The sequence below is a fragment of the Bacillus timonensis genome (genome assembly GCF_004799755.1).
Lineage (GTDB): Bacteria > Bacillota > Bacilli > Bacillales > Bacillaceae_L > Ferdinandcohnia > Ferdinandcohnia timonensis_A.
This window is the reverse complement of the sequence record NZ_SLUB01000002.1, coordinates 32,827-59,038: the sequence shown is the minus strand read 5'-3', so window position 1 is coordinate 59,038 and position 26,212 is coordinate 32,827. Positions and strand designations below refer to the sequence as shown.

Sequence of the window (26,212 nt, the reverse complement as noted above, 5' to 3'; positions counted from 1 at the left end):
TAAAATAGTTTTACGTGCACTCCAGCTTTTCCAAAAAAATGACAGCTAATCACTTATAGTCATCAGCTGTCATACTATCTTTAACGCTGTGCTATGGAAAATAGATTAACACAACGTTTTATATGGTGCAACTATTGTTTGAAAGGTTTTTGAGGGTGTACGATACTTGGTCTTAACTTTGCTCCAGGTACAGAAGTTCGAATCACAATTTGTAATAATGCTTTTGCGTTGAAAGGTAAAAACGGCCATAAATATGGAGTATTTAGGGACCGGATATTCGCCAAGAACAAGAAATAGATGGTACAACCTATAATAAATCCTGGTACCTTAAAAATTGCCACTAAGACTAACAGAAATAATCTCGCTATTTTATTTGCAGCACTCAATTCATAGCTTGGCGTTGCAAATATACCTACCGCTGCAATTGCTACATAAAGAATCACCTCTGGTCCAAACAACCCAACATCGATTGCAATTTGACCAATTAATGCTGCCGCAATCAAACCCATCGCAGTTGATAATGGTGTCGGCGTATGAATGGCCGCCATCCTTAAAAATTCAATTCCCATATCGGCAAGGAAAATTTGGATCACAATTGGGATATTTGACTTTTCATTTGGTCCAATATAATCAATTGCTTTTGGGATCATATCCGGTTCTAAAACTAATAAAAACCAAAGGGGTAACAGAAAAATAGAAGCAATTATCCCAACAAACCTTGTCCACCGTAGCAATGTACCAACAGCGGGAGCTTGGCGATATTCTTCAGCATGCTGCACGTGATGGAACATTGTTGTAGGAGTGATAATGACACTCGGTGAAGTATCCACCATGATCACCACATGTCCCTCAAGTAAATGAGTTGCTGCAACATCAGGACGCTCCGTATATCTAACCAACGGATATGGATTAAACCCTTGATGAACAATAAATTCCTCAATTGTTTTATCCGCCATTGTTAGTCCATCCACATCAATCTTACTGAGTTCCTTCTTAATGATTTTCACTAAATTTGGGTCGGCCACATCTTGGATATAAGAGATACAAATATCCGTTTTTGATCTCTCACCGACCTGCATAATCTCGTTACGCAGCCTTTCATCACGTATTCTTCTTCTTGTTAAAGCACAATTCACGATAATATTTTCTACATATCCATCTCGAGCACCTCGGATTACTTTTTCGGTATCGGGCTCTTGAGGTGTCCTTCCTGGATAACTTCTTACATCAACTGCTAGCCCCGAATCCTCCCCTTCAACTAAAAAGAGGATAAGTCCCGAAAGGATCGTATCAACGGCTTCATCTAAATTCTTGATGGTACTTACTTGCTGATGAACCAGTCGGTTCTCAATGATGTTGAAAGCTCGATAAGAATTCTTTTCATTATCATTGATATTCACAATTTCCTCTAAAATTTGAACAATAAATGCAGTATCACACAGACCATTTAAAAAATAGAGATGTACTTCCTTATTTAGAATCTTAAACTTTCTAACACCAATATCAAAATTTGTCGTTCCTAAACCTATGCGCGATTCGAAAAATTTATCATTTTTAACTATATCAGGAGAAATTGGAGTCTTACTTGAATTCTTTTCCTTTCCGATCATAACCACTCCTTTCGAGTATTAGATCCACTGCTTTTCTTGTAATGGGGGCACCAATTTTAAGATCATCTTTACGTGCCATTTTTCCGATATCTCCCATTCCTACGATTATTGGAACATCTAGTGAATCTAAACAATACACTGTATCTCCGTTTATTCGACCAATGTCATATTCAGGAATCCCACTTTTATCGACTCCGTATTCTGTCAGATTACCGTCTCTGTCAATATTTATGTCTACTTTTGTCCATTCAGTTTGGTGGGTCTTCGAAGCAACAGCAATAACACCTAATACTTCAATTTTAGGATGAGTTGCGACATACTTTAATGCATGTTCGCCCATTCCTTCCCCCAACAATCCACTATCATCGAACATAACAAAAACAGGGTCGTAAGGGGTATCTAAAATGTACTCCACCATTTCTTTTCCTGATAAGGTTGTTGGGTTTCCATGTGATTTGGAAATACATCGTCCCCCTACTTCTTTTGCAATGTATTCTAATGTCTTTTTTGCATATTCATCGCCATCTGTTATTAGAATCACTTTTCTTCTAGCTTCGTCCATATATTTTATCCTTTCGCTCTGAAAATCAATGCAACTAAAAAGGAGAATAATATTGCAGAGGATATTCCCGCTGAAGTTAATTCAAATATCCCCATCGCAATTCCAATAAATCCATGTTCCTCCGCACTTTGCATCGCCCCATGTAAAAGGGAATGTCCAAAGCTTGTAATTGGAACTGTCGCTCCAGCACCTGCAAATCGGATTAAATTGTCGTAGAGATTAAAACCATCCAAAATACTACCTAATACGACAAAAACACTCATTACATGAGCGGGTGTTAACTTTGCAAAATCAAGTAAGAGCTGTCCAACCACACATATTGCTCCACCAACTAAAAATGCGTATAAGTATTCCATTACCTATTCACCACCTTGAACACGTTCCAACACAACACCATGTGCGATCGTAGGGATGGTTTCCTTTTGCTGTATCATTGTCGGGCTAAGAAGTGCACCTGTTGCAACAATAAACACCTTGTTTAAATTGCCACTGATAAGTTCTTTTACAATGTGCCCATACGTCACAATGGCTGAACAAGCACATCCACTCCCACCAGCAAAAACCTCTTGGTCTGAGTGATAAAGCATCAGTCCGCAATCGTTATGTTTATTGCCCAAATCATACCCTTCTTCTTTTACCATCTCTTTTAAGATTGGACTGCCAACACCTGAGAGATCACCAGTCGCTATCAGGTCATATTCATCCTGATTAATATTTAAATCCTGAAAATGTCTGGTGATGGTATCCGCCGCTGCTGGTGCCATTGCAGAACCAAGGTCAAATGGATTTGTTATTCCTAGGTCCACCACTTTTCCTATTGTCGCTGAAGTAATCCGTATCGGTCCCTTCTCTTTACTTACTAGAGCAGTACCACCACCTGTTGCTGTAAAGGTTGCTGTATCTGGCTTTTGTCCTCCATATTCGGTTGGATATCGGAATTGTCTTTCAGCCGTGGCGTTATGACTACTCGTCGATGCTAGAATTCTGTTTGCAAATCCTGCATCAACAAGAGCTGATCCTACAGCAAGAGTCTCCATAGATGTTGAACAAGCACCAAACATGCAGATTAACGGGATTTGATGATGTCTAGCAGCATAGTTTGTCGTCACATTTTGATTTAATAAGTCCCCTGCTAAAAAGAAATCTATATCATCATTTGACAAGTTCACTTTTTGCAGGCAAGAATCAATCGAATCCACCATAAGCCTTCTTTCGGCAGATTCCCAAGAATCTTCGCCACAGTGCAATTCATCATACTTTATATCAAAACTTGTACCTAAAGGACCTAAGCTTTCTTTTGGTCCAACCGCAGTTCCTGTTGAATTTAAAAAAATTTGATTCTCAAATACCCATGTTTGTTTTCCAACTAGCCTCATGTCATTCACTCCTTGCAATCAAGATATTGTGAGATTAAAGAAATAACGAATAATCCCAACAATATACGCAGAAACTGCTCCAAACACAATTACGCTGCCTGCGAGCTTAAACATATTCGTGGCAATTCCTAATACAACACCTTCGCTTTTATACTCCATTGCGGCACTTGTCATCGAATTTGCAAATCCTGTAACAGGTACCGCCGAGCCCGCACCTGCAAATTGTCCAATCTTGTCGTATAAGCCAAACCCAGTTAATAACGAGGAGATTAGAATAAGAGTTGCGACAGTTGGGTTTCCCACATCTTTTTCCGTAAAATCAAATACGGTCATATAGAAGTTCTGTATCCCTTGTCCAATAATGCAGATAAAACCTCCAACCAAAAATGCTTTAATGCAATTAAAAAAATACTTTGGTTTTGGCTGGTACTTTTTGATGCTATTTTTATAATCGTCTTTTATCTTTTTCTTAGTAGCCACTCTATGTTCACTCCCTGCGTTGTAAAATATATATCCGTTATAAGATCATTTCACATAGTACATCCATTGAAATAATGACCCGGCGATTTTCCCGAACACGATCGCCATCACTAAAATAATGATTTTATTTTCGATTCCTATGCGTTTAGCTAAGATTGGAAAAACATTTAGTACTTCTGTAAGTGCAGCTGCCAGCATCCCGACGAATATCCCACTTGCTAATCCAACGGGAAGTACTAAAATCTCCCAAAGATTAAAGATATAATCATTTAGAGTAAACCAGCCACCAAACACTGCTCCTAATACAACCCCCCATTCATAAAATCGAATGAATTTCATGGTTTTCGTTAGTTGTGTTAATCGTGGAATAATCCCTAAGACGGCTAAAAAAGCAACAAAACCGCCTCCAACAGCAAGTCCACTTCCTAGTCCAATAAACATAATTAAAAGGACTTTAATTGTCATCAATGTGTTTCATACTTTCTTTGTTTTCATTAAATATTAAATAATTATCTAAATCCTGTTGGTAATTAAACATTTCAACTTCTAGTGGACTTGGTTCTTCGTTGAGACGCTTACGGAAAAAATGATTAAAAAATAAAATCATCCCTAGTCCCAAACCTAATGAATATGGAATTTGAAATAACAAGGGTTTAGGAACTACGTCACCTGTTATCATGGTATAGATGCGCAAATGAACCTCTCTCATTGACACATCTTCATGGAAATTCATCATTGTAAGGGCTGCTCCTGTAAATAATAAAAACCAAACGGCTACAAACAGCGCAGAGGCAAATCGTTTTTTCTTAATAGCTACCTCAATGATGGTTTGTGCGGGACCAACTGTCTGAATATCAACATGAGGAAATCGCCTCCTAATTTGTTCAATCACTTTCATCACATCAATGACAATAATATTTTTGTCTTTTTTGCTTACTTGATGGATGACGATCTTTTTAATAGCCTGTACGATGCTATCCTCAGCACTTATTTGTATGATTTCACCAATAGTTATTGTTGTATTGGGTTGTACCAGTACGCGATGGCGCATTCGAACATAAATTGATTTTTCCATCACTTTCACACCCCACACATTGTTTTCCTTATATAAATAGTATGTTAAATCTAATTTATCTAATGCGACTGGTGTACAAACACCAATAATTACCACGATAAAACGGAAAAAACCGAATGGATCATACGTCCATTCGGTCTTTCATTTGTTGTAATATTTTTTTCTCTAGCCTCGACACTTGTACTTGCGATATTCCCAACCTTGTTGCGACTTCGGATTGGGTTTGGTCCTTATAATAGCGCAGGAAAACAATTAATCTCTCACGTTCATCTAGCTCGCGAATCGCTTCCTTTAATGCTATTTTATCAAACCACTTTGTTTCGTTATTATCCGCTATTTGATCAAGCAATGTAATCGGATCACCATCATTTTCATATACGGTTTCGTGAATGGATGAAGGTGCACGACTTGCCTCTTGAGCTAATACAACATCCTCAGGAGTGATTTCTAAGTATTCCGCAATCTCTGCGATTGTCGGAACTCTACCGAACTGCTTTGAAAGTTCATCCTTAGCTTTCCGGATTTTATTTCCGGTCTCCTTTAATGAACGACTCACCTTCACTGTTCCGTCGTCTCTAATGAAGCGCTGGATTTCACCGATTATCATTGGTACAGCGTAGGTTGAAAATTTAACATCATATGATAAATCAAATTTATCGACAGACTTCAATAATCCAATGCAGCCTATTTGAAACAAATCATCTGGTTCATAGCCTCGATTTAAAAATCGTTGTACAACAGACCAAACTAACCTCATGTTCTTCTGGACGATTAAATCACGTGCCTCCTGTCGTCCTTCTTGACTTAGTTTGATTAAATTCTTAACCTCGTTGTCCTTTAAATACGTTTCACTATTGTTGTTCTTGACCTCCACATCCATTGGCAAGTCTCCTTAATTGCATAACGCTTTACTCTTTGATAAATGCTTTGTTAGCCGTAAAGTTGTACCTACGCATGAACCTGTTTCTACTTCAAACTCATCCATGAAATTTTCCATAATTGTGAATCCCATACCTGATCGCTCAAGCTCTGGTTTTGTTGTAAACAATGGCTGCCTTGCTTCATCTAGATTGTTAATTCCAATTCCTTCGTCTCTAATGGTGATATAGACTGTACTGTCTTCAATTTTGCATGAAATGTAAACAATCCCACTCGGATCACTTTCATATCCATGAATAATTGAGTTTGTTACGGCTTCTGAAACAACTGTCTTAATTTCAGTTAATTCGTCCAGTGTTGGGTCGAGTTGTGTGATAAACGCAGCTACAGCAACACGAGCAAACGACTCATTTTGGCTTAGTGCTGAAAATTGAAGGTGCATTTCGTTTTTCATTACGCCACCCCCAATGACTGAAGCGCAAAAGACTCATCACGCTCTAACCGAATAATTTTGAAAAGGCCTGACATTTCAAATAAACGTTCGACCTGTGGGGAAATTGAACAAACAACCATTTCTCCACCTAGATTTTTGATTTGCTTGTATCTCCCTAAAATTACACCTAATCCCGAGCTATCCATAAATGTCAGCTTTTCAAGATTCAATAAGATGTGATTAATTTGATTGCTTTCAATCGTATCTGTTACCTTTAATCGCAATTCATCAGCTGTATGATGGTCTAACTCACCAGTAAGCCGAATACATAACACATTGTGTTTTACCTCAAGTTCAATTCCAAGACTCACTTTACAATGCCTCCTTTAAATCGTATAGTGAGTCTTTTCGCTATTGATACAAAAGAATCCTTCTTGATGACAAAACTAGTGTTCATTCGGCAAAAAAAACCGAAAAGCGCAAGTGCCTTGAAGTGGAACATCGACTAACTACTGCCACGTCCTGTGGCAAACGTCGATGTCAGCACTTCCTCGAAAATGCTATGCATTTTCTTCGTGCGAGGATCATGCTGTCGAAGCTTTCCTTGTCCTGTGCAAGTCCGACAAGCACAAGACGAGCTGGCTAGAAGGTTGTTCTTTGACCTTCTTGACAGATTGGATTGTGACCTCGAGGGGCTAGGCGCTGGAGCTAGACATCGAGAACTAGGTCAAAAAAGTTAAGGGGTTTTATTAAACGTACCCATAGTACGTTTAAATAATTTCCACCAACTCGCAGAATCGATGTCTTTTGCTGCTACAAGCGGGCTTTCACTTAATACCTTTCCATCTTTTTTAATCACCAGTTTTCCGATTTTGTCACCTTTTTTTATCGGAGCTTTCAGCTTTTCATCAACAACCACTTCTTTTTGTACATCATCAATTTTTTCACCTTTTTTTGTTAACAGTGAAATTGGCTCGGATGTAACAAGCTTTATTCTCTTTTCACTCCCTTTACTTACCTTCGCTTCAGCAACTTCCTGATTACGCTCAAATAAAGGATGTGTCTTATACTGACTAAAACCAAAGTCTAGCATTTTTGTTACTTGCGCATTGCGTTCCTTCGGTGTTGGCGCACCAAAAATAACAGATATTAAACGCATATCCTCTTTTTCAGCAGTGGCTGTTAAACAATATTTTGCCTCTGTCGTAAAACCTGTTTTTAACCCATCTACACCAGGATAAAATCGAACAAGGCGATTTGTATTGACAAGCCAAAATTTGTCGTCGGAATTTTCACGTAAATAATCCTCATATTTACCTGTAAATTTAGTGATTTCTTCGTATTTCAGTAATTCCTTAGACATGATTGCCATATCATGGGCAGAACTGTAATGATTGTCTGCAGGAAGACCAGTTGGATTTTGAAATAAAGTATTTTTAAGACCTAATTCCTTCGCCTTATTATTCATCATTTCAACGAAAGCTTCTTCAGAACCAGCTATCTTTTCTGCCATGGCAACGGATGCATCATTACCTGAACCAATAGCAATCCCTTTTAACATTTCCTCAACTGTCATTTCTTCGCCAGGCTCAAGAAATATTTGTGATCCTCCCATTGATGCGGCATGCTCACTTGTTCTAACTTTTTCAGAATAGGTGATACTACCTTTATCAAGAGCTTCCATGATTAACAGCATTGTCATGATTTTCGTCATGCTTGCTGGGGGAAGCTTTTCATCACTATTTTTTTCGTAAAGAATCTTCCCCGTATCACGTTCAATTAAAATTGCAGATTTTGCATTATTCGCTAGATCAACAGATGATTCCTTTGCAGAAGCGAAAGGGCTACTAGTAAAAATCATGATTGTTGAAAGTAACAGACTAATAAATACGCGTTTCATCCCAAACCCTCCATTCTTTATACTTTCCCATTTTTTCCAAGAAATAAAAAAATATACATTTTAAAAAGGGGCTTTGAGGTAAAAATGCATAAAAAAAATCCGAGGATTATTTTATCCCCGGATTTTGAATTATGATATTTTATCAATGATTAATGTAGGTGGTTTTACTGGATTTGACGAAATCGAGATACTTTCAGATAACTTCTTTTTGATTTCCGCCACATCTTCAAAATTACTATGAATCGTAACAAGGCTATCTCCTTTTGAAACCTTGTCACCCATTTTTTTCCGAAGAACAAGCCCAACTGCTAAATCAATTGTGGACTCCTTTGTTGCTCTTCCTGCACCTAGAAGCATAGCCGCTGTACCGATGGAATCGGCAATGATCTCTGAGACATATCCATCAGATTCTGCTTCAAACTCAAATTGATATTTTGCTTTTGGAAGCTTTTCTGGTGAATCAACGACAGAAGCGTCACCCCCCTGTGATGATAAGAAGGTTTTAAAGGATTCTAACGCTTTTCCATTTTTAATCGATTCCTCAAGTAGACTTCTTGCTTCTTCGATCGAATTCGCTTTTTTCCCTAGTAAGACCATTTGGCTTCCTAAAACGAGACAAAGCTCTTGGAGGTCGGCAGGTCCTTCTCCTTTTAACGTGTCAATCGCTTCTTTTACCTCTAGTGCGTTACCAATCGCAAAACCAAGTGGCTGACTCATATCTGAAATAATCGCCATCGTATTTCTGCCTACATTATTCCCAATATCAACCATTGTTTTAGCCAATTCTTTTGCATCATTTAAATCCTTCATAAAAGCACCTGCGCCAGTTTTCACATCTAAGACAATCGCATCTGCTCCTGCCGCAATTTTCTTACTCATAATGGAACTAGCGATTAATGGGATGCTATTAACAGTTGCTGTTACGTCCCGCAATGCATAAAGCTTTTTATCTGCAGGTGTTAGGTTTCCACTTTGTCCTATAACCGCAACCTTATTTTGATTGACGAGACGAATAAAGTCGTCGTTCGTGATTTCAACATGGAAGCCCGATACAGATTCAAGTTTATCAATCGTTCCACCTGTGTGACCAAGTCCACGCCCTGACATCTTCGCAACCGGCACCCCAACAGATGCAACTAAAGGTGCAAGTACCAATGTGGTCGTATCACCAACACCACCTGTACTATGTTTGTCTACTTTGACTCCTTCAATCCCTGAGAGATCAATTGTATCACCCGATTGAACCATTGCCATTGTGAAATCTGCTTGTTCTTGTTTGGTCATTCCACTAAAAAAGACCGCCATTGTAAAAGCACTCATTTGATAGTCAGGAATTTCACCTTTTGTATATCCATCTACCACAAATGAAATTTCATTTGAAGATAATTCCATTCCATCTCGTTTTTTTTCAATTAAGTCAACCATTCTCATATTTTTCACCTTTTTCTTGTGACTTACATTTTCTTCACAATTTGTTTAACAAGTGATAAAAAGTCAGTTTTTACTTTTTCTGTCGTTTCAATTACTTCATCATGGGTCAAAGGCTGATCTAAAATACCTGCTGCCATATTTGAGATACAGGAAATGCCAAGTACCTTTAAATTTGCATGACGTGCAACAATCACCTCAGGAACCGTTGACATCCCAACTGCATCCCCGCCTAGTGTACGTAGCATTTTAATTTCCGCTGGTGTTTCGTAAGAAGGGCCTGTCATTCCAACATATACCCCTTCTTGAATTTTCATATTCAATTCATTCGCCACTTCTCTAGCAAGTGTACGAAGTTCTTTTGTATAGGCTTCTGACATATCTGGAAATCTTGCTCCGACCTTTGAATCATTTGGGCCAATTAATGGGTTTTGCCCGAAATTAAGATGATCGGTAATAATCATTAAATCACCTGGTTCGAATGTTTCATTCACTCCACCCGCTGCATTTGTCACAATTAAACTCGTTACACCAAGTTCTTTCATCACACGAACAGGGAATGTGACCTTATCGAGGGAATATCCCTCATAATAATGAAATCGTCCCTGCATCGCAACAACTGATTTTCCTTGCAATGTACCAAATACTAGTTGCCCAGCATGACCTTCGACAGTTGATACTGGAAACTCTGGGATTTGGTCATATGGGACTTTAATTGGATTTTCGATTTCATCTGCCAACACACCCAAACCAGAGCCCAAAATTAAACCAATTTCAGGAGCTTTTGGGCTTTTTTCCTTTAAAAATTGTGAAGCTCTTTCTATGATCGATTTATCCATTCCTATTTTCCCCCATTAATCTCGGAAAGAAAGCTCTTTCCATGTTTAGGTAATGTTACATTAAAATTATCAGCGACTGTTGCACCAATGTCAGCAAATGTTGTTCGTAATGGTAATTGCTTACCACTATTCATTTTTTTGTTATATACCAGTAATGGGACATACTCTCTTGTATGATCGGTTCCAGGAGCAACGGGGTCATTTCCGTGATCTGCTGTAATGATTAATAAATCATCTTCGGTTAGTTTTTCAAATACTTCAGGTAAACGTGCATCGTACTCCTCAAGAGCGTTTCCGTACCCTTTTGGATCGCGGCGATGTCCAAATAATGCATCAAAGTCAACGAGATTTAAAAAGCTTAAGCCTGTAAAATCCATATTTAGGGTCTCAACTAACTTATCCATACCATCCATATTTGATTTTGTACGCAAGGCCTGTGTGACGCCCTCACCATCATAAATATCTGAAATTTTTCCGATTGCGATCACATCAAAACCTTGATCACTTAATTCATTCATAACCGTACGTTCAAATGGTTTTAATGCATAATCATGTCTGTTTGATGTTCTTGTGAAATTGCCAGGTTCACCAACAAATGGACGAGCGATAACACGTCCAACCATATACTTTTCATCAAGTGTTAACTCACGTGCAATTTCACATATTTTATATTGCTCATCTAATGGCACAATTTCCTCATGTGCGGCGATTTGCAAAACAGAATCCGCAGAGGTGTAGATAATTAATTTTCCTGTTTTCATATGTTCTTCGCCAAGTTCATCAATAATGGCGGTTCCGGATGCTGGCTTATTCCCTAATACCCCTCGTCCAGTCCGTTTTTCAAGTTCATCTAGTAATTCCTTTGGAAAACCATTTGGAAAAACCTGAAAAGGTGTTTCAATATGTAAGCCCATGATTTCCCAATGTCCAGTCATCGTATCTTTTCCATTAGAGGCCTCTTGCATTTTTGTATAGTATGCTAGTGGTTGATCTTGAACGGGAATTCCTTTTATTTCTCGAATGTTACTCAAGCCGAGCTTCGCCATATTCGGCATATGTAGACCATTCATTTCTTCCGCGATATGTCCTAACGTATCTGAACCCTCATCACCAAACTTTTTTGCATCTGGTGCTTCTCCAATTCCAACAGAATCCATGACAATTAAGAAGATTCGTTTATATGTATAAGCTGACATGTAGTTCCCTCCCAATGTATTCTATGAAGTATTTTCCCCTTCTAGTTGCAACTTACTCAATATTTCACATATGTTTGAATGTCGGAAGTCTGACATCTTTGAGTATAAGGGTGAGTAATCGTCTTTTCAAGTGATTTTACACGTGTTTAGAAAAAATGCCAGACGTTTTTGTCTAGCAATCTATTAATACATATTAGGCACGGGGATGATAGTTTTTATATACATCCTTCAGACGTGTTTTTGTGACATGTGTATAGATTTGTGTCGTTGAAATGTCAGCGTGACCAAGCATTTCCTGCACCGCTCGAAGGTCGGCCCCATTTTCTAATAGGTGAGTCGCAAATGAATGACGAAGCGTATGTGGGGTTAATTCCTTTTCAATACGGGCATTATTCGCGATTTTCTTTAAATTTTTCCAGAATCCTTGTCTTGTCATGCGATTCCCATGATGATTCACAAAAAAAGCGTCCGTCTTCTTTTGCTTCACGAGTTGACCACGACCATGATCTAAATATGACTGCAATGCTTTCGTCGCAACACTACCTAGCGGAACAATACGCTCCTTATTTCCTTTCCCAACGCATCGAATAAATCCCATTGATAAGTGGATATCCGCTAAATTTAAGTTTATGAGTTCACTCACACGAAGCCCTGTTGCATATAAAAGCTCAAGCATTGCTTTATCGCGTATACCCAGCGGGTTGTCCACTTTTGGTGCATCCAACAATGCCTCTACTTCGGAAATATTTAATACTTTCGGAAGTGTTCGCTCTGCCTGCGGCGTCTCAATCTGTTCGGTAGGATCATGGTCGGTTACTTTTTCACGAAATAAAAACTTATGAAAAGAACGAATTGATGCTATATGTCTAGCCAAGGTTCGTGATGAATTTCCTTGTTCCTTTAAAGCTTTTAAAAAATGAATGACTTGTACTCGTTTTACATCATTAAAGGATGAAATATTTTCAACCTTGGTTACATATTGATAATATTTTTTAAGATCCCGTTCATAGGACTTTACTGTATTGGTAGCTAGTCTTCTTTCGACAACTAGGTAATGCAAATAATCCTTCACTTGATCTTCCACTAGACTCTACTCCCCATTTCGGTAAAAAAACAGTAATCGATCTAACAGGCCCGTCTCCTTTTCTTCAATCATCGAAGCAGCCTTTACTGAGGACCCTTCTGGTTCATCATATTTGTGGTAATTTTGATATTCCTCATTAACCCATATAATACCATAATAAAAAAGAAATGTGCATCCAGTAAACAAGACAAAAACCTTTAATGTATCATATACAACGCGAAACCATTGTCCCATCTAGTAATCCTCCAATTTCATTGTTATTAGAAGATATGCCAAATTTACATGGTTTTATACACGCTTATCCCAATATTTTAAATTTCTTATTTACTTCTATAAAATAAGTTAACGCCAATGAGCTTACTTTATCTACTAAATTATGAAAATCAAAAAACCCTTTTCTTGAAAAGAAAAGGGTCGTTTATTTAAGATGATCTGTTTCTTCTTTTGCTGCTTTATCATGGCAACGATGACAAATACCATGGAAAGTTAAACGATGGTCTTTAATAATAAAATTCCAATTCTTTTCAACGATTTCTTCAACATCCTCAAGTAAATCTTCTTGAATTTCATCGACTGCACCACATTCGATACATACAAGATGATGATGAAAATGTGCAGCGCCTTCTTGGCGAAGGTCATACCTGGATACACCATCACCGAAATTTATTTTATCAACAATTTTTAATTCAGTAAGTAATTCAAGAGTCCGATAAACAGTTGCTAAGCCGATTTCAGGCGACTTTTCTTTTACAAGGAGGTAGACATCTTCGGCACTTAAATGGTCCTCTTCATGTTCAAGCAGTACCCGAACGGTCGCCTCACGCTGTGGAGTAAGCTTATAACTTGATGAATGCAACTGTTTTTTTATACGATCGATCCGATTTTCCATGTAAAACTTTCCCTCCCTCGCCATTACCTCATTATTATATCAGAAGAAGGGGCACTGTCCAAATAAAATAATTATAAATAATAAGAAATAACCATTATTAATTAATAACTTTTCTTATTTGTTAACCACATCAATTATTTCTTTCATGAGAACTGGTGAAGCGAATGCCTCTATAGCTGATGCCATTAAAATGACAAAACTTACACCAATCATCAAAAGCGAATATCGGGTCAACAACTGTAATACGGGTTCATTCATTCGTTTCATAAATTGCTGTCTGATCATTTTTAATGAGAATGCGACAGCCACTGTACCGACGATAATAAAGGTTGGAATGATTAATAGATTTTGTGGAAGTACGGAAACAAATGATAAGACAAACCCGCTCCAGCCCATTTGATTAACGAGAAAACCAACCGTAAATCCAACTACTACCCCTTTTAGGAACAACAGAATTAAGATAATTGGCAGCCCGATAATGGAGATACCTAGAATCCACATGAGTCCGACATATTTAAGGTTATGAAGTATGCTCTGTTTGAACATATCGGTCGAATTGGCATAAGTTCCTTCAGATACCTCTCCAAAGAATCGACTTAAATAGAAAAAGAGGTCTTCTTTTTGACTGGGGTTTAAGCTATTTACGACAATAGCTCCAAAGATGACACCCATTAGAAATAATACGGAAATAAATAAATATATGGATGAATGTTCACGAAAATGGTTAACGACGATTGTTTTATATGGCTGTTGCTTTCTCATCTATCGTTCCTCCCTATCAATCTTCTAGTAGATTCTATGAGGGAAAATAGATTTCTATGACAACTTGCCAAAACTATTTCTAGTGATTCGCGCCTCCCATTAAAAAGAAAGAGACTCCTTTTATTCGGAGTCTACTTTTCCATATTTACCGCCACCCCCTGATTTCAGGCGCAGTTTTCCCTCACGTGCTTGTATGATAATATCGACAATTGAACCTTTCACCACATGTCTTAGTTCTTCTTCAGGTACTTCATGTAGAATAGCCATTTCTGTTTTGAAATGGTCCCTCAGTTTTTGTAAGGTTTTTGGCCCTAGCCCTGGAATAAATTCTAACGGAACTTGATGAACATATGGAGGTCGGAGTGCATATGGTTCATCTGTGTCTTTTAACTCCTCGAGCCGGTCAAAAACACCTTTTACAAATCCTTTATGCCCACAGCTTGGACAAGCCTCTGCCATGACATCATCTATGATTGTTAAACATTTATCACAGGTTGTTTTATGATATTTTCCTAACAGTGGATCTAGTCCATAATTTGCAACAACCTCCCTCCCATCTTTTTGATGGAGTGCAAGTCTGAGTTCTTCGAAAGTGGGCTCCTGCATTTTTATGATTTGATATTCCCTCGCAATCTTTGGAAGGGAATGTGCGTCTGAATTGGATACAAAAGTGAATGAATGCAATTCTTTAATTTGGTCAGCCATATTTGTATTTGAGCTCAAACCAAGTTCAATTGCATCAATTAAATCCCCATCAAACACTTCGGTTAACGATTGTTTTACACCTCTACCATACATACTTTTGTAAGGAGTAAAGACGTGGGCAGGAATAAAAATGCCTGATAACTCTTTCACCTTTCGTTGCAGCTCTCTTCCACCCACATAGATTCTTTGTGAACTCAATGTTATATTTTTCATTCGTTCGGATAGCCATGTGGAGAATAGCTTCATTTTTTCAATCGTCGGCATAAACGCAAGGACATGTATGGGTCCTTTACAATTTTCATCATAGATTTCAAGCTCACTCCCTAAAAGGAGTGTTACATTCTTAAAACGTAAACCACCTTCTTCATAAGGATACACTTCTCCCATTTCGATTAAGGCTTCAAGCTCCCCAATGACTTCCGGAACATGACAATCTATAACACCAATCATGTCCATCCCTTTAATTTCAGTGGATTCCTGCAGGATGTTTCCTATAGTAAGTGACTTGGCACCTGTAATTTTTACTGGCCTACCGGAATTCGTTCTTCCTATATGAATATGGAGGTCAACATAGTAATTGTTCATCTGGCCTATTCTCCTAATGCTTGTTGTAATTGTAAATACTGAACCGCGTAAGCCGTCTTCGCATCATATATTTTCTTTTCTTTTATAAATTCAACAGCTTCCACTAATGTAACCTCGAGCACATCGACAAATTCATCCTCGTCCAAACCTGCTGGGTTCTCGATCTTTTTTAAACCTTTTGCCATAAAAAGATGGACTAATTCATCTGCAAAGCCTGGAGAAGTATAAAATGAAATAAGCGGCATCAATGTTTCACAACCATAACCAGTTTCTTCCTCTAATTCTCGCTTTGCGGTTACTTCTGGGGCTTCTCCTTTTTCAAGCTTTCCAGCTGGAATCTCAACAATTACCTTCTCTAATGCTTTTCGATATTGTTGCACCATTACGAGTTTGCGATCGTCAGTTATAGCTAGTACAGCAACAGCTCCAGGATGTTTAATAAGTTCTCGTTTACTCGTATGTCCATTCGGTAACTCTACCTCTTCAATATGTAAATCTATAATCTTTCCTTCAAAAAGAACTTCCTTACTAATTGTCTTTTCTCGTAAATGATCCATTACAGCCAGCTCCTTGTTCTACTAAATGTTTATACTTCATACATTTTAGCATAGTTCTCTTCACTTTTTTTAACCCACAAGGAGGTTTGCAATGAAAATTGTGATTGGTGAAAATCGGGTTACGCTTGTTGGCAAGGCTTGGGAAATACGTGCCAAACTAAAGGAATATAGTCGTTCCTTTCAAACTGTCCAGGAGTGGATTAATCAGGGAAAAATGGAAAAGGAGAAAAAATGAACTCGATTGACTCCTCTTTCAAATCATTTGTGATTCAGACATCAAAAGGATAAAATATGTCTAGATGTAAGAAGAATGACAAATTTGGGAGGGGATCATAATGGACAAAAGAAGGATTGGGGCTTCGGACTTATATGTAAGTAAACTAGCACTTGGCTGTATGTCCATTGGTACGGAAGAAAAAAAAGCCCTACAGATCATTGATGCTGCTTTAGATTTGGGAATCAATTATTTAGATACGGCTGATTTATATGATCAAGGTCTAAATGAAGAATTCGTTGGTAAAGCTCTAAAATCAAAAAGACAAGATATTATTTTAGCGACTAAAGTTGGAAACCGCTTTGAAGTTGGAAAGGAAGGATGGTCCTGGGACCCGTCAAAAAAATACATAAAGTCCGCCGTTAAGGACAGTCTCAGACGTCTCCAAACCGATTATATTGATCTATACCAACTCCATGGTGGAACCATTGAAGATCATATCGATGAAACAATTGAAACGTTCGAGGAGTTAAAAGAAGAAGGTGTCATTCGCTATTATGGAATCTCTTCTATCCGCCCAAATGTGATCCGGGAATTTGTGAAGAAATCTTCCGTCGTTAGCGTGATGATGCAATACAGTATTCTTGACCGACGCCCCGAGGAGCAGATGTTTTCCTTTTTAAAAGAACATGAAGTCAGTGTCGTTGCACGCGGTCCCGTAGCTAAAGGCTTACTCACCAATCGACCTGTTGAGGATGCAAGTCAAAGTATAAAACATAATGGATACCTAGATTATTCTTTTGAAGAGCTTAAGTCTGTGATTTCTACCATACAATCAGATGTGGCAGGTAATAAACCATTAACTGAAATCGCACTCCAATACTGCTTATACGAGGATGTTGTTGCTTCAGTCGTAACCGGGGCAAGTTCACCCCGTCAAATTGAAAAAAATGTGGAAGCTGCTAATGCAATATCTTTAACAGCAGAAGAAATTCAGAAAATCAGAGAGCGATCAAAAGCTTCAATCTACACACAGCATCGATAATTCTAAAAGTGAACCCCACAGAATCTGTGGGGTTTTAACATTATTTGTAATCAGACCATTTAAGGTTACTCTCGTTGAATAGCTCCTCAAATGACTTATTTTTTTCTCGTTGTCTTCTTTCCTCTCTTTGTCTTTCAAGCTCTTCTTCTTGTTTCTTCTGAGCTTCTTCCTTCAACTGTTGTTGTGTATTTTTTAACTTCGAAACAATATCGTCATTCAGTAAGTCTCCAAGGCTTAATTTCTCATCCTTTTGCTTTTTAACAGATGGCTTTTGCTTCTTCTTAGCCATAGTATTCCCTCCATGCATCAACCGTTTGACTACTATTATAGCAAAAAAAGCGAATAACCGCATGGTAGGTTATTCGCCGAAGTTTCCTTTAGTAAGCATCGAGTACGACATCATTATCGATTAGTAGCTTTGGCTCAGTAGATGCTATTATGTCTTCTACCGTATACCCTTTTGCCACTTCTACTAATTTTAAACCGGTGTCGGTCACATCGATGACAGCACGATCAGTGATGATGCGATTTACGACACCTTTTCCGGTTAAAGGCAGGGTACATGTTGTTAAGATTTTCGCTTCTCCTTTTTTATTGACATGATCCATAATCACAATGATTTTCCTGGCTCCATGAACAAGGTCCATTGCCCCGCCCATTCCCTTTATCATTTTTCCTGGAATCATCCAATTTGCAAGGTCACCCTTCTCGGAAACTTCCATTCCACCAAGGATTGCAATATTGATATGTCCACCGCGGATCATTGCGAATGATTCCGCACTGTCAAAATAAGCTGCACCCGGAATCGCAGTAACCGTCTCTTTTCCGGCATTGATTAAATCTGGGTCAACATTTTCCTCATTTGGATATGGACCAATTCCAAGCAACCCATTCTCGGATTGGAGAACAACTTGTTTATTAGTAGATATATAATTTGCAACAAGGGTTGGCATTCCAATTCCAAGATTTACATAAAAGCCATTTTCAATTTCCTTCTCAGCCCTTTTTGCAATCTTTTCACGCGTGTTTGTCATCGCCTTCTCCTCCCCTCTTACTTAGATAATGTCAATCGTTCAATTCGCTTCTTTTGTTCACCTAAGACTAATCCTTGGACATAGATACTCGGTGTATGAATCATATTTGGGTCAAGTTCACCAATTTCGTAGAGTTGTTCAACCTCTGCAATCGTGACCTTTCCTGCAGCCGCAATCATCGGGTTAAAATTACGGGCCGTCTTGTTATAGATTAAATTCCCCATTTTATCAGCCTTTTCAGCGCGAACTAGACTAAAATCAGCCACGAATGCTTCTTCTAACACATATTCCTTTCCATTAAATACACGGGTTTCTTTTCCTTCAGCAATTGGGGTTCCGACTCCTGCAGGTGTATAAAACGCTGGAATCCCGGCTCCACCTGCTCTAATTTTTTCAGCCAATGACCCTTGAGGAACAAGTTCAACCTCAAGTTCACCTGACAAGGCTTGTCGTTCAAATTCCTTGTTTTCCCCAACATATGAACCGATCATTTTAGAAATTTGTTTGTTCTGTAAAAGTAAACCAAGTCCCCAATCATCAACACCACAGTTATTTGAAATAACGGTGAGATCCTTCACCCCAGATTCGGCCAATGCGATAATTAAATTTTCTGGGATTCCACATAAACCAAATCCACCCACCATAATCGTGGAGCCGTCTTTGATTTCCTTAACCGCTTCCATAAAAGAGGAATATACTGGTTTCATTTGCACACCCCATTATTCAATATTTTCAACAATTGTCGCTACACCTTGACCGCCGCCAATACATAATGTCGCTAATCCATAACGATCATTACGACGTTTCAGCTCATGAATAAGAGTAACTAGAATTCTTGCTCCACTTGCTCCGATTGGATGACCTAAGGCAATTGCACCACCATTCACATTTAAAATATCATGGTTAAAATGAAGCTCTCGGTCTACCGCAATAGACTGCGCTGCAAAGGCCTCATTTGCCTCAATTAAATTCATATCATTAATACTTAATCCGCATTTTTTCATTGCCTTTTGTACAGCTGCGACCGGACCAATCCCCATAATACTTGGGTCAACTCCAGCATTTCCATTCGCTTTTATGGTCACTAATCCCTTAATGCCAAGCTCATCAGCCTTCTTTTTGCTCATAATGACAAATGCTGCAGCTCCATCATTAATTCCAGAGGCATTACCCGCAGTTACAGATCCATCTTTCTTAAATGCTGGACGCAGGCTTCCAAGCTTCTCAACTGTTGTGCCTGCTTTTGGGTATTCATCTGTATCAAAGACAATGCTTTCTTTTTTACGTTGTGGAATCACAACTGGCACAATTTCTTCCTTGAATTTACCTGCTTCAATTGCCGCTGCTGCCCGCTCCTGGCTACGAGCTGAAAAACGATCCTGTTCCTCCCTCGTAATCTCATATTTATCGCATAAATTTTCAGCTGTAATCCCCATATGATAATCATTAAATGCACACCATAACCCATCGGAAATCATGCTATCAATCATCTTTTGGTCGCCCATTTTAAATCCATTTCGCGCTCCCTTTAACAGAAAAGGAGCCTGACTCATATTTTCCATTCCACCCGCCACAATTACGTCTGCATCACCAGCTATAATTGCCTGCGTGGCTAAGTGTACAGCTTTTAATCCTGATCCACACACCTTATTTATTGTCATCGCTGGAGTTTCCTGTAGCAAACCTGCTTTTATCGCTGCCTGTCTTGCAGGATTTTGTCCTAAACCCGCTTGTAAAACATTGCCCATAATTACTTCATCCACAAGCTCTAGGTCCACCCCTGCTTTTTCAATAGCCGCTTTAATAACGACAGCACCTAGTTCTGGTGCTGAAACAGACTGCAAACTCCCTCCAAAACTACCAATTGCCGTTCTGACAGCGCTTACAACCACTACTTCATTACTCATTTCAACATCTCCCTTACGTTCGAACTTTATGTACTCAATACCATATATATTTCGATGCATTTTTCGAAATACCTCTTATTTTGTCTAAATTTCTATTATTCTTGATTTTTAGAAATGAGCTCCACTAGAATAAGAATTAAGACTATGTTGCTGGAGGGTTGACCATGCAATTACCAAAGCATGTCACGATTATTGAAGTCGGGCCAAGGGATGGGCTACAAAATGAAAAGAGTATAATCCCAACAGATGCAAAGATTGATTTTATAAAAAAGTTAAAAATGGCGGGCCTTCAAGAAATGGAACTTACCTCATTTGTTTCACCAAAATGGGTTCCACAGATGAAGGATGCTAAAGAAATTATCTTGTCTTTTGAGGATGGTACTCGGAATCTTGTTTTGACTCCGAATCGTAAAGGAATTGAAAGACTGTATGAAACAAATTGTAAAGCGGTAGCAGTTTTTGTTGGGGTAAGTGATCGTTTTAATAAAAAAAATATCAATAAAACGACTAGTGAAAGTATGGAGGAACTTAAACCTCTTATTCAGGAACTAAAGGAAAAGGGATATTTTGTACGTGCATGTATTTCTACTTCTTTTTACTGTCCGTTCGAAGGAAAAGTAGATGAAGAAGCTGTATTAAAGCTATGCTCAACTTTTGTACAATATGGGGTAGATGAATTAAGTGTCGCCGATACAATTGGAAGAGCAAATCCAAAAGAGGTTTTCTCCCTTTTTTCAATATTAAAAAAAGAACTATCAACTACCATGTTAACTGCACATTTCCATGACACTCGCGGCATGGCGCTTGCAAATGTGTTAGCAGCTCTTCAAGCCGGAATAGACCGTTTTGACACCTCTGCTGGTGGCTTAGGTGGTTGCCCGTTTGCACCTGGTGCGACTGGTAATGTTGCTACTGAGGATGTAGTGTATATGCTTGAAGAAATGGGGATTTCCACAGGGATCAATCTTTCAAAGCTCGTGGAGGCTATTGATGTCATAAATCCTCACCTGACCAGACCGATCGAAAGTAAATTTTACCGGCTGGCAAAAGCCAAATAAGAATATTTCGCTTTAAAACTCCACATCCTAACTATGAAAAATAAAAATGTGGTTCAAAAAGTCGACAAATCAGAAGCAAAAAGGTCAAGGAACTCGCGTCTTGAGGACCGGAGCGTATGCCTTTAATACGTGAGGACCGGAGAGACCGAGTGACGCAGAGATTTGCAGCTTATCATTTGGTGACTTTTTGAACATCCTCTTGGAAATGGAGTTGTTACCATTGGCAAAACGTGACAAAGGTCGTGCTCAAAAAGGAAAACCGAATGCTGACACGACAAACAATACGATGGCTGCTGAAGAAATGGAAAAAGCCATTCACCCTACAAACCGTCAAAATTCACAGCAATGAAAACAATCCCCTGGTTAAGTCCATCGTGACCTATACCAGGGGATTTGTTTAGATTTTCGGTGCTGTTTCTACTTTTGCTGTTGACCTTGCTTTTAATTTATTTCTTGCTCTACGCGTTTCGGGTATCCTTGAGAATGAAAACAATCGGTAAACAGCAGGAATTAACAATAATGTAATGAGCGTTGCAAACGACAACCCTGAAATGATGACAGTTGCCATTGGCGCCTGATAATTCCCAGATGCTCCGGTTTCAAGGGCAAGCGGAAGCATACCGCCAACTGTTGTCAAAGTCGTCATAAATATCGGGCGAATCCGATCATTGCCTGCTCCGATAAGTGATTCCTCAATCGTAAATCCTTCCTTTCGAAGCTGGTTTGTTCTGTCTATAAGCAATATTGCATTGTTTAAAACAATGCCTACAAGCATGATAATCCCCATTCCCGACATGAGATTTAATTCCATCTGGGTAATAAACAATCCTAAAATAACTCCAATGATTGTAATCGGAATAACGGACATTACAAGCAATGGATGCCCAAAATGGTTAAATTGAACAGCCATAACCAAATAAACAAGGAAGATTGAAATCGCAAAAACAAATATCATATCCGCCATTAGCTCCTGTTGCTGCTCTAAATCCCCACCTGCTGATAGAGTATAGCCTGTTGGAATCTCAAATTCATCAATCACTTTCTGAATATCTCGATTTACTGCACCGAGATCACGATCCTTTATATCAGCGGAAATTGTCACAAGTCTTTCTCCATCAGAATGAATGATTTCATTTGGTGTTTGAATCGTTTCAAGTTCAATAAATGTAGAAAGTGGCATTTCAACACCATTAACGGGTATTTTCATATCAAGTAAATCCGTTTTTGTATCAGGTATTTTCGTCCAACTTAGGTGTAAAGGTATTGTTTCATTATCATTCTGCATCGACCCGATTGGCATTTGAATAAAGGAAGTTTCAATAAATTGTTTAACTTGTGAAGGCAATAAGCCCGCTTCTTCCATTTCTTTTTCTTTTAAAACAACGATTTGCTCTTCAGAAGTTCTTTCAACTGAATTTGTGATTGCTGAGACTCCGTCTACTTTTTGAAGCTCATCTGCAAATTTGTTTGAAATCGTTTGAAGTTCCTCAAAACTATCACCTTTAATATTTACTTTAACAGGAAACCCTCCCCCGCCAGCCATTGCACTTTGAACACTTAAAACGGGTTGATTTTCCTGCATAGTTCGTAAGGTATCTAGAATATTTTCATTTACCTCCTTTTGTTCTACTGTAATATGATCGCCCTTGGTCATATTAATAATGATGTAAAGCATGCTTCCATTATCCATTACATAATTTGTTTCAACATCTTTTACTTTTTGCAGTCTCTGGTTTATTTCATCCACTACACTCTGCTTCTCTTCAACAGATAAGCCCGGTTCTAAGTCTACGCCAAGTTCTGCATAGCGATTTAACATATCAGGCATGATGGTCATCGGTATTTTCGATACAAGAAATAGAGAACCAACTAGCATCAGAAGAAACAGTGTCACTACGGCAAAGCTATTTCTTTTCTTTTTAATCACCCAAGCAACCACATTGCGATAGCCTTTCATAAAAATCGAGTCTTTTTTCAATTTAGATGGTTTTCTCAGCTTTAAAAATACTTCTGACAAAGACGGAATTAATGTGAAAGATATGATAACAGAACTAATTAGGGTTATTGCCACAACAGCAGACAGCATTATGACAAATTCACCCATCTCACCACCTATTAAACCAATGGGGAGGAAAACAACGATGGTTGTCAGCATAGATGCAATGACTGCCGAAGCTACTTCCTTAGTCCCTTCGATTACAGATTCGAACCTGCCAAATCCAAGCTCCTTCTTTTTATATATAGCTTCTAGGATGACAATAGAGGAATCCACCATCATTCCTATTCCTAGGCCCAGTCCAAGTAGGGTTAGCATATTAAAGCTATAATCAAATAACCACATCGCTGTGAAGGTTAATAGAACGGAAGATGGAATCGATAAAGCAATAATAAAGGTTGCTCTAATATTACGTAAAAACAGTAATAATATAGCAATGGCAATGACTCCACCAATTAAAATATTGTCTTTAACCCCATCAATGGATTCACTGACATAATCTGCTTGGGCAACTACCTCGTTTAATGCTAAGTGGTTTAAAAGACCCTCACTTTGAATTTTTTTCACTTCCGCACGTATTGCTTTTGCCATTTCAATTTGCGTGACATTCGATACACGCCCAATTTGTACGAGAATAAAATCCTGCGAACCATTTTTCCATACATATGAATTATTATCTAAGGGCTGGATTGTGATAGTAGCAACATCCTTTAATAAAACTGGTCCATTTTCCGTTGGAAATGAAATATTTTCGATATCTTTAACACTTTCTATCCTGGAACTCCATCTCAAGGAAGGTGAACCCTTATCATTTTGTAATTCTCCTAACGTCGCTTCACCGTCAGATTGTTGAATTGCTGCGACCACTTGGGAAACCTCAAGATTGTGTTCTTGTAATTTTTCACGGTCTATTTTAATGGCAGCCTCTTGCTCCATAATCCCTGTAAGTAAGACATCTCTTACCTCAGGCAGAGCTTCTAATCTTGGCTCTAAAATGTCTTTTGCAAATGTAGACATATCCTCCATGTTGCCACCAGATACATCCATAAAAAATTCGTAGCTTTGGCTTCCACCATACTGACCTGATGCAATATCAGTGATATTCGGAAACTCTGATTTTGCAGACGCAATGACCGACTCTACTTCTTTGTAAATCTCTTCGCCTCGCCCCGTCTCAAATGTAAGATCCAACGTGGTCCTTCCGATATTTGTAGTAGACTGAACCCCCTCAATACCATCCATTGCTAAAATGCGTTGTTCAATGGGCGTGGTGATCGTTCTTTCTACTTCAATTGCTGCCATTTCTCCAGCATAAATCTCAACAAACGCTCCGTCTAGTTTTACAGGTGGCATGAGCTCTTTGTCTACTTTTAATAAAGAATAGCCTCCTAATACGGTTACTAGGAAAATCATTAAGGTAATTAAGATTTTCCGTTGTACAATAAATTTCAATAACTTCACAGTTCATCTCCTCTTTCTTCCTATAGGTAAAATTTAGTATTTTTGTATAAATTAATCATATTGGCTTATGAGAAGTGCCATAATGAGCCGGAGATATATCTTTACCTAAGACCTAAGGCGTAGGAAAATTATGGAGAATCGTTTAAAAAAAGTTATAATAAAGAAAGACTACATCTTCAATCGGATTTTTTAGAAGGAGCGTTTTTTCATGAAAAGAATGAAAAAGATATTGATATTGCTTGGAATTCTCATCGGCTACATAACCACAATTGGAATGATTTTTACTAACATTGTTATGTTTATGAAGAAAAAAACCGATGATGAAATTCTTGAACGTGAAACACGGGAGGGGCGTCTTACATTAGATGAGGTTGAGTCTCTAAAAAAGGAGGATGTATCCATTCAATCTAGATTTGGATACATGATTAAAGGCTGGTTTGTAAAAGGAACCGATAAGAAACGAGTTATTATCATCTCCCATGGTGTGACTCAAAACAAACTAAATTCCATTAAATACATGAAGCTTTTCTTAGAGCGTGACTGGAATGTCCTTTTATATGATCATCGTCGCCATGGAGAGACCGGTGGAAAGACAACTAGCTATGGACATTATGAAAAATTCGATCTTGAATCGGTTGTTTCCTGGGTAAAAGAAAAATTTGGGGATGACACTACGATTGGTATTCACGGGGAATCGATGGGGGCTGTGACGACTCTACTATACGCCGGAATGATTGAAGACGGAGCAAATTTTTATATTGTAGACTGCCCGTTTTCCGATTTTGAAGCACAACTGAAATATTTATTAAAAGTTGATTATAAAGTTCCCGCCCCACTTGTTCTTCCTTTTGCTAATGTCTTTTTAAAGCTTCGCGATGGATATAGCATCAGGGATGTCTCTCCTGTTTCCGTGATTCAAAATATCAAAAAGCCCGTTTTATTTATCCACAGTGCGAAGGATGATTATATTTTGCCTGAAATGACAATGGAGCTATATAAAATGAAGGAAGGACCCAAGCAGATGCTGATTGCTGAAAAAGGCAAACATGCTTATTCTTTTGCTGATAACCAGGAAGCCTATGAAAAAGTGATTGACGATTTTCTAGACAAATATGTAGGGACTGATTGATTTCAGTC

The 26,212-nt window shown here is 38.4% G+C and carries 30 protein-coding genes; 5 read left to right on the top strand and 25 right to left on the bottom strand.

From position 1 onward, the window contains the following. Positions 1–131 precede the first annotated feature (131 nt). The 20 genes from E1I69_RS01525 to E1I69_RS01430 form a co-directional block, all read right to left on the bottom strand. The gene (locus E1I69_RS01525; protein ID WP_136377874.1) at positions 132–1,610 is read right to left on the bottom strand and encodes a spore germination protein; all 1,479 of its coding nucleotides are present in this window, start codon (positions 1,608–1,610) and stop codon (positions 132–134) included. Next, positions 1,582–2,172 (bottom strand): stage V sporulation protein AE, encoded by a 591-nt coding sequence (locus tag E1I69_RS01520; protein WP_136377873.1) that lies wholly within the window; start codon positions 2,170–2,172, stop codon positions 1,582–1,584. The genes E1I69_RS01525 and E1I69_RS01520 overlap by 29 nt, the downstream gene beginning before the upstream one ends. Positions 2,173–2,177: 5 nt before the next feature. After that, positions 2,178–2,528, bottom strand: a complete 351-nt coding sequence (spoVAE, locus tag E1I69_RS01515; RefSeq protein WP_136377872.1) for a stage V sporulation protein AE — start codon at positions 2,526–2,528, stop codon at positions 2,178–2,180. A gap of 3 nt (positions 2,529–2,531) precedes the next feature. After that, positions 2,532–3,548: a stage V sporulation protein AD gene (gene spoVAD, locus E1I69_RS01510; protein WP_136377871.1), complete on the bottom strand. Its 1,017-nt coding sequence runs from the start codon at positions 3,546–3,548 to the stop codon at positions 2,532–2,534. A gap of 18 nt (positions 3,549–3,566) precedes the next feature. Further along, positions 3,567–4,028, bottom strand: coding sequence for a stage V sporulation protein AC (gene spoVAC / locus E1I69_RS01505; protein WP_136377870.1), 462 nt, complete (start codon positions 4,026–4,028; stop codon positions 3,567–3,569). A 45-nt stretch (positions 4,029–4,073) separates the two neighbouring features. Continuing rightward, complete coding sequence (locus E1I69_RS01500; RefSeq protein WP_136377869.1) at positions 4,074–4,493, bottom strand: stage V sporulation protein AB; 420 nt, start codon at positions 4,491–4,493, stop codon at positions 4,074–4,076. After that, positions 4,483–5,103: a stage V sporulation protein AA gene (locus tag E1I69_RS01495; RefSeq protein WP_136378029.1), complete on the bottom strand. Its 621-nt coding sequence runs from the start codon at positions 5,101–5,103 to the stop codon at positions 4,483–4,485. The genes E1I69_RS01500 and E1I69_RS01495 overlap by 11 nt, the downstream gene beginning before the upstream one ends. Positions 5,104–5,224: 121 nt before the next feature. Continuing rightward, positions 5,225–5,983 (bottom strand): RNA polymerase sporulation sigma factor SigF, encoded by a 759-nt coding sequence (gene sigF / locus E1I69_RS01490; protein WP_116352444.1) that lies wholly within the window; start codon positions 5,981–5,983, stop codon positions 5,225–5,227. A 12-nt stretch (positions 5,984–5,995) separates the two neighbouring features. Beyond that, entirely contained in the window at positions 5,996–6,436 is a 441-nt protein-coding gene (gene spoIIAB, locus E1I69_RS01485; RefSeq protein WP_136377868.1) for an anti-sigma F factor, read from the bottom strand. Continuing rightward, positions 6,436–6,786, bottom strand: coding sequence for an anti-sigma F factor antagonist (gene spoIIAA / locus E1I69_RS01480; RefSeq protein WP_116352446.1), 351 nt, complete (start codon positions 6,784–6,786; stop codon positions 6,436–6,438). The genes spoIIAB and spoIIAA overlap by 1 nt, the downstream gene beginning before the upstream one ends. A gap of 365 nt (positions 6,787–7,151) precedes the next feature. Beyond that, positions 7,152–8,315, bottom strand: a complete 1,164-nt coding sequence (locus E1I69_RS01475; protein ID WP_136377867.1) for a D-alanyl-D-alanine carboxypeptidase family protein — start codon at positions 8,313–8,315, stop codon at positions 7,152–7,154. Between the two features lie 129 nt (positions 8,316–8,444). Continuing rightward, positions 8,445–9,746, bottom strand: a complete 1,302-nt coding sequence (locus tag E1I69_RS01470) for a pyrimidine-nucleoside phosphorylase (protein WP_136377866.1) — start codon at positions 9,744–9,746, stop codon at positions 8,445–8,447. Positions 9,747–9,769: 23 nt separating this feature from the next. Beyond that, positions 9,770–10,582 (bottom strand): purine-nucleoside phosphorylase, encoded by an 813-nt coding sequence (locus E1I69_RS01465; protein WP_136377865.1) that lies wholly within the window; start codon positions 10,580–10,582, stop codon positions 9,770–9,772. 2 nt (positions 10,583–10,584) lie between these two features. Next, a complete protein-coding gene (deoB, locus tag E1I69_RS01460) occupies positions 10,585–11,778 on the bottom strand; it encodes a phosphopentomutase (RefSeq protein WP_136377864.1) in 1,194 nt (397 codons plus the stop codon). Between the two features lie 193 nt (positions 11,779–11,971). Then, positions 11,972–12,862, bottom strand: a complete 891-nt coding sequence (xerD, locus tag E1I69_RS01455) for a site-specific tyrosine recombinase XerD (RefSeq protein WP_136377863.1) — start codon at positions 12,860–12,862, stop codon at positions 11,972–11,974. A 6-nt stretch (positions 12,863–12,868) separates the two neighbouring features. Next, a complete protein-coding gene (locus E1I69_RS01450) occupies positions 12,869–13,096 on the bottom strand; it encodes a YqzK family protein (protein ID WP_136377862.1) in 228 nt (75 codons plus the stop codon). Positions 13,097–13,280: 184 nt separating this feature from the next. Next, entirely contained in the window at positions 13,281–13,751 is a 471-nt protein-coding gene (locus E1I69_RS01445) for a Fur family transcriptional regulator (protein WP_136377861.1), read from the bottom strand. Between the two features lie 114 nt (positions 13,752–13,865). Beyond that, positions 13,866–14,513, bottom strand: a complete 648-nt coding sequence (gene spoIIM / locus E1I69_RS01440; protein WP_136377860.1) for a stage II sporulation protein M — start codon at positions 14,511–14,513, stop codon at positions 13,866–13,868. Between the two features lie 120 nt (positions 14,514–14,633). Beyond that, positions 14,634–15,803 carry an endonuclease Q family protein gene (locus E1I69_RS01435; protein ID WP_136377859.1) on the bottom strand — a complete coding sequence of 390 codons (1,170 nt, stop codon included), beginning with the start codon at positions 15,801–15,803 and terminating at the stop codon, positions 14,634–14,636. 5 nt (positions 15,804–15,808) lie between these two features. After that, complete coding sequence (locus tag E1I69_RS01430; RefSeq protein ID WP_136377858.1) at positions 15,809–16,360, bottom strand: NUDIX domain-containing protein; 552 nt, start codon at positions 16,358–16,360, stop codon at positions 15,809–15,811. Positions 16,361–16,451: 91 nt separating this feature from the next. On the opposite strand from E1I69_RS01430, the gene mciZ reads away from it, so the two are divergent. Continuing rightward, complete coding sequence (mciZ, locus tag E1I69_RS01425) at positions 16,452–16,595, top strand: Z-ring formation inhibitor MciZ (RefSeq protein ID WP_136377857.1); 144 nt, start codon at positions 16,452–16,454, stop codon at positions 16,593–16,595. 100 nt (positions 16,596–16,695) lie between these two features. Next, positions 16,696–17,619 (top strand): aldo/keto reductase, encoded by a 924-nt coding sequence (locus tag E1I69_RS01420; protein ID WP_136377856.1) that lies wholly within the window; start codon positions 16,696–16,698, stop codon positions 17,617–17,619. Positions 17,620–17,659: 40 nt separating this feature from the next. Here E1I69_RS01420 and E1I69_RS01415 read toward each other — a convergent pair whose 3' ends face one another. The 4 genes from E1I69_RS01415 to E1I69_RS01400 all read right to left on the bottom strand — a co-directional run bounded on the left by E1I69_RS01415 (position 17,660) and on the right by E1I69_RS01400 (position 20,560). After that, positions 17,660–17,908, bottom strand: a complete 249-nt coding sequence (locus E1I69_RS01415; RefSeq protein WP_136377855.1) for a YqkE family protein — start codon at positions 17,906–17,908, stop codon at positions 17,660–17,662. An 88-nt stretch (positions 17,909–17,996) separates the two neighbouring features. Then, complete coding sequence (locus E1I69_RS01410) at positions 17,997–18,653, bottom strand: CoA transferase subunit B (protein WP_136377854.1); 657 nt, start codon at positions 18,651–18,653, stop codon at positions 17,997–17,999. Between the two features lie 17 nt (positions 18,654–18,670). Then, positions 18,671–19,360 (bottom strand): CoA transferase subunit A, encoded by a 690-nt coding sequence (locus tag E1I69_RS01405; protein ID WP_136377853.1) that lies wholly within the window; start codon positions 19,358–19,360, stop codon positions 18,671–18,673. A gap of 12 nt (positions 19,361–19,372) precedes the next feature. Next, entirely contained in the window at positions 19,373–20,560 is a 1,188-nt protein-coding gene (locus tag E1I69_RS01400; protein ID WP_136377852.1) for an acetyl-CoA C-acetyltransferase, read from the bottom strand. 164 nt (positions 20,561–20,724) lie between these two features. Between E1I69_RS01400 and E1I69_RS01395 the strand changes: the two genes are divergently transcribed. Next, the gene (locus tag E1I69_RS01395) at positions 20,725–21,618 is read left to right on the top strand and encodes a hydroxymethylglutaryl-CoA lyase (protein WP_207308492.1); all 894 of its coding nucleotides are present in this window, start codon (positions 20,725–20,727) and stop codon (positions 21,616–21,618) included. A gap of 220 nt (positions 21,619–21,838) precedes the next feature. Then, on the top strand, positions 21,839–21,967 hold the full coding sequence (locus E1I69_RS25175) for a hypothetical protein (protein ID WP_278186136.1): 129 nt from the start codon (positions 21,839–21,841) through the stop codon (positions 21,965–21,967). Between the two features lie 48 nt (positions 21,968–22,015). On the opposite strand, the gene E1I69_RS01390 is transcribed toward E1I69_RS25175, so the two are convergent. Then, positions 22,016–25,075 (bottom strand): efflux RND transporter permease subunit, encoded by a 3,060-nt coding sequence (locus tag E1I69_RS01390; protein ID WP_136377850.1) that lies wholly within the window; start codon positions 25,073–25,075, stop codon positions 22,016–22,018. A 217-nt stretch (positions 25,076–25,292) separates the two neighbouring features. On the opposite strand from E1I69_RS01390, the gene E1I69_RS01385 reads away from it, so the two are divergent. After that, complete coding sequence (locus E1I69_RS01385; RefSeq protein ID WP_136378028.1) at positions 25,293–26,204, top strand: alpha/beta hydrolase; 912 nt, start codon at positions 25,293–25,295, stop codon at positions 26,202–26,204. Positions 26,205–26,212: the final 8 nt, after the last annotated feature.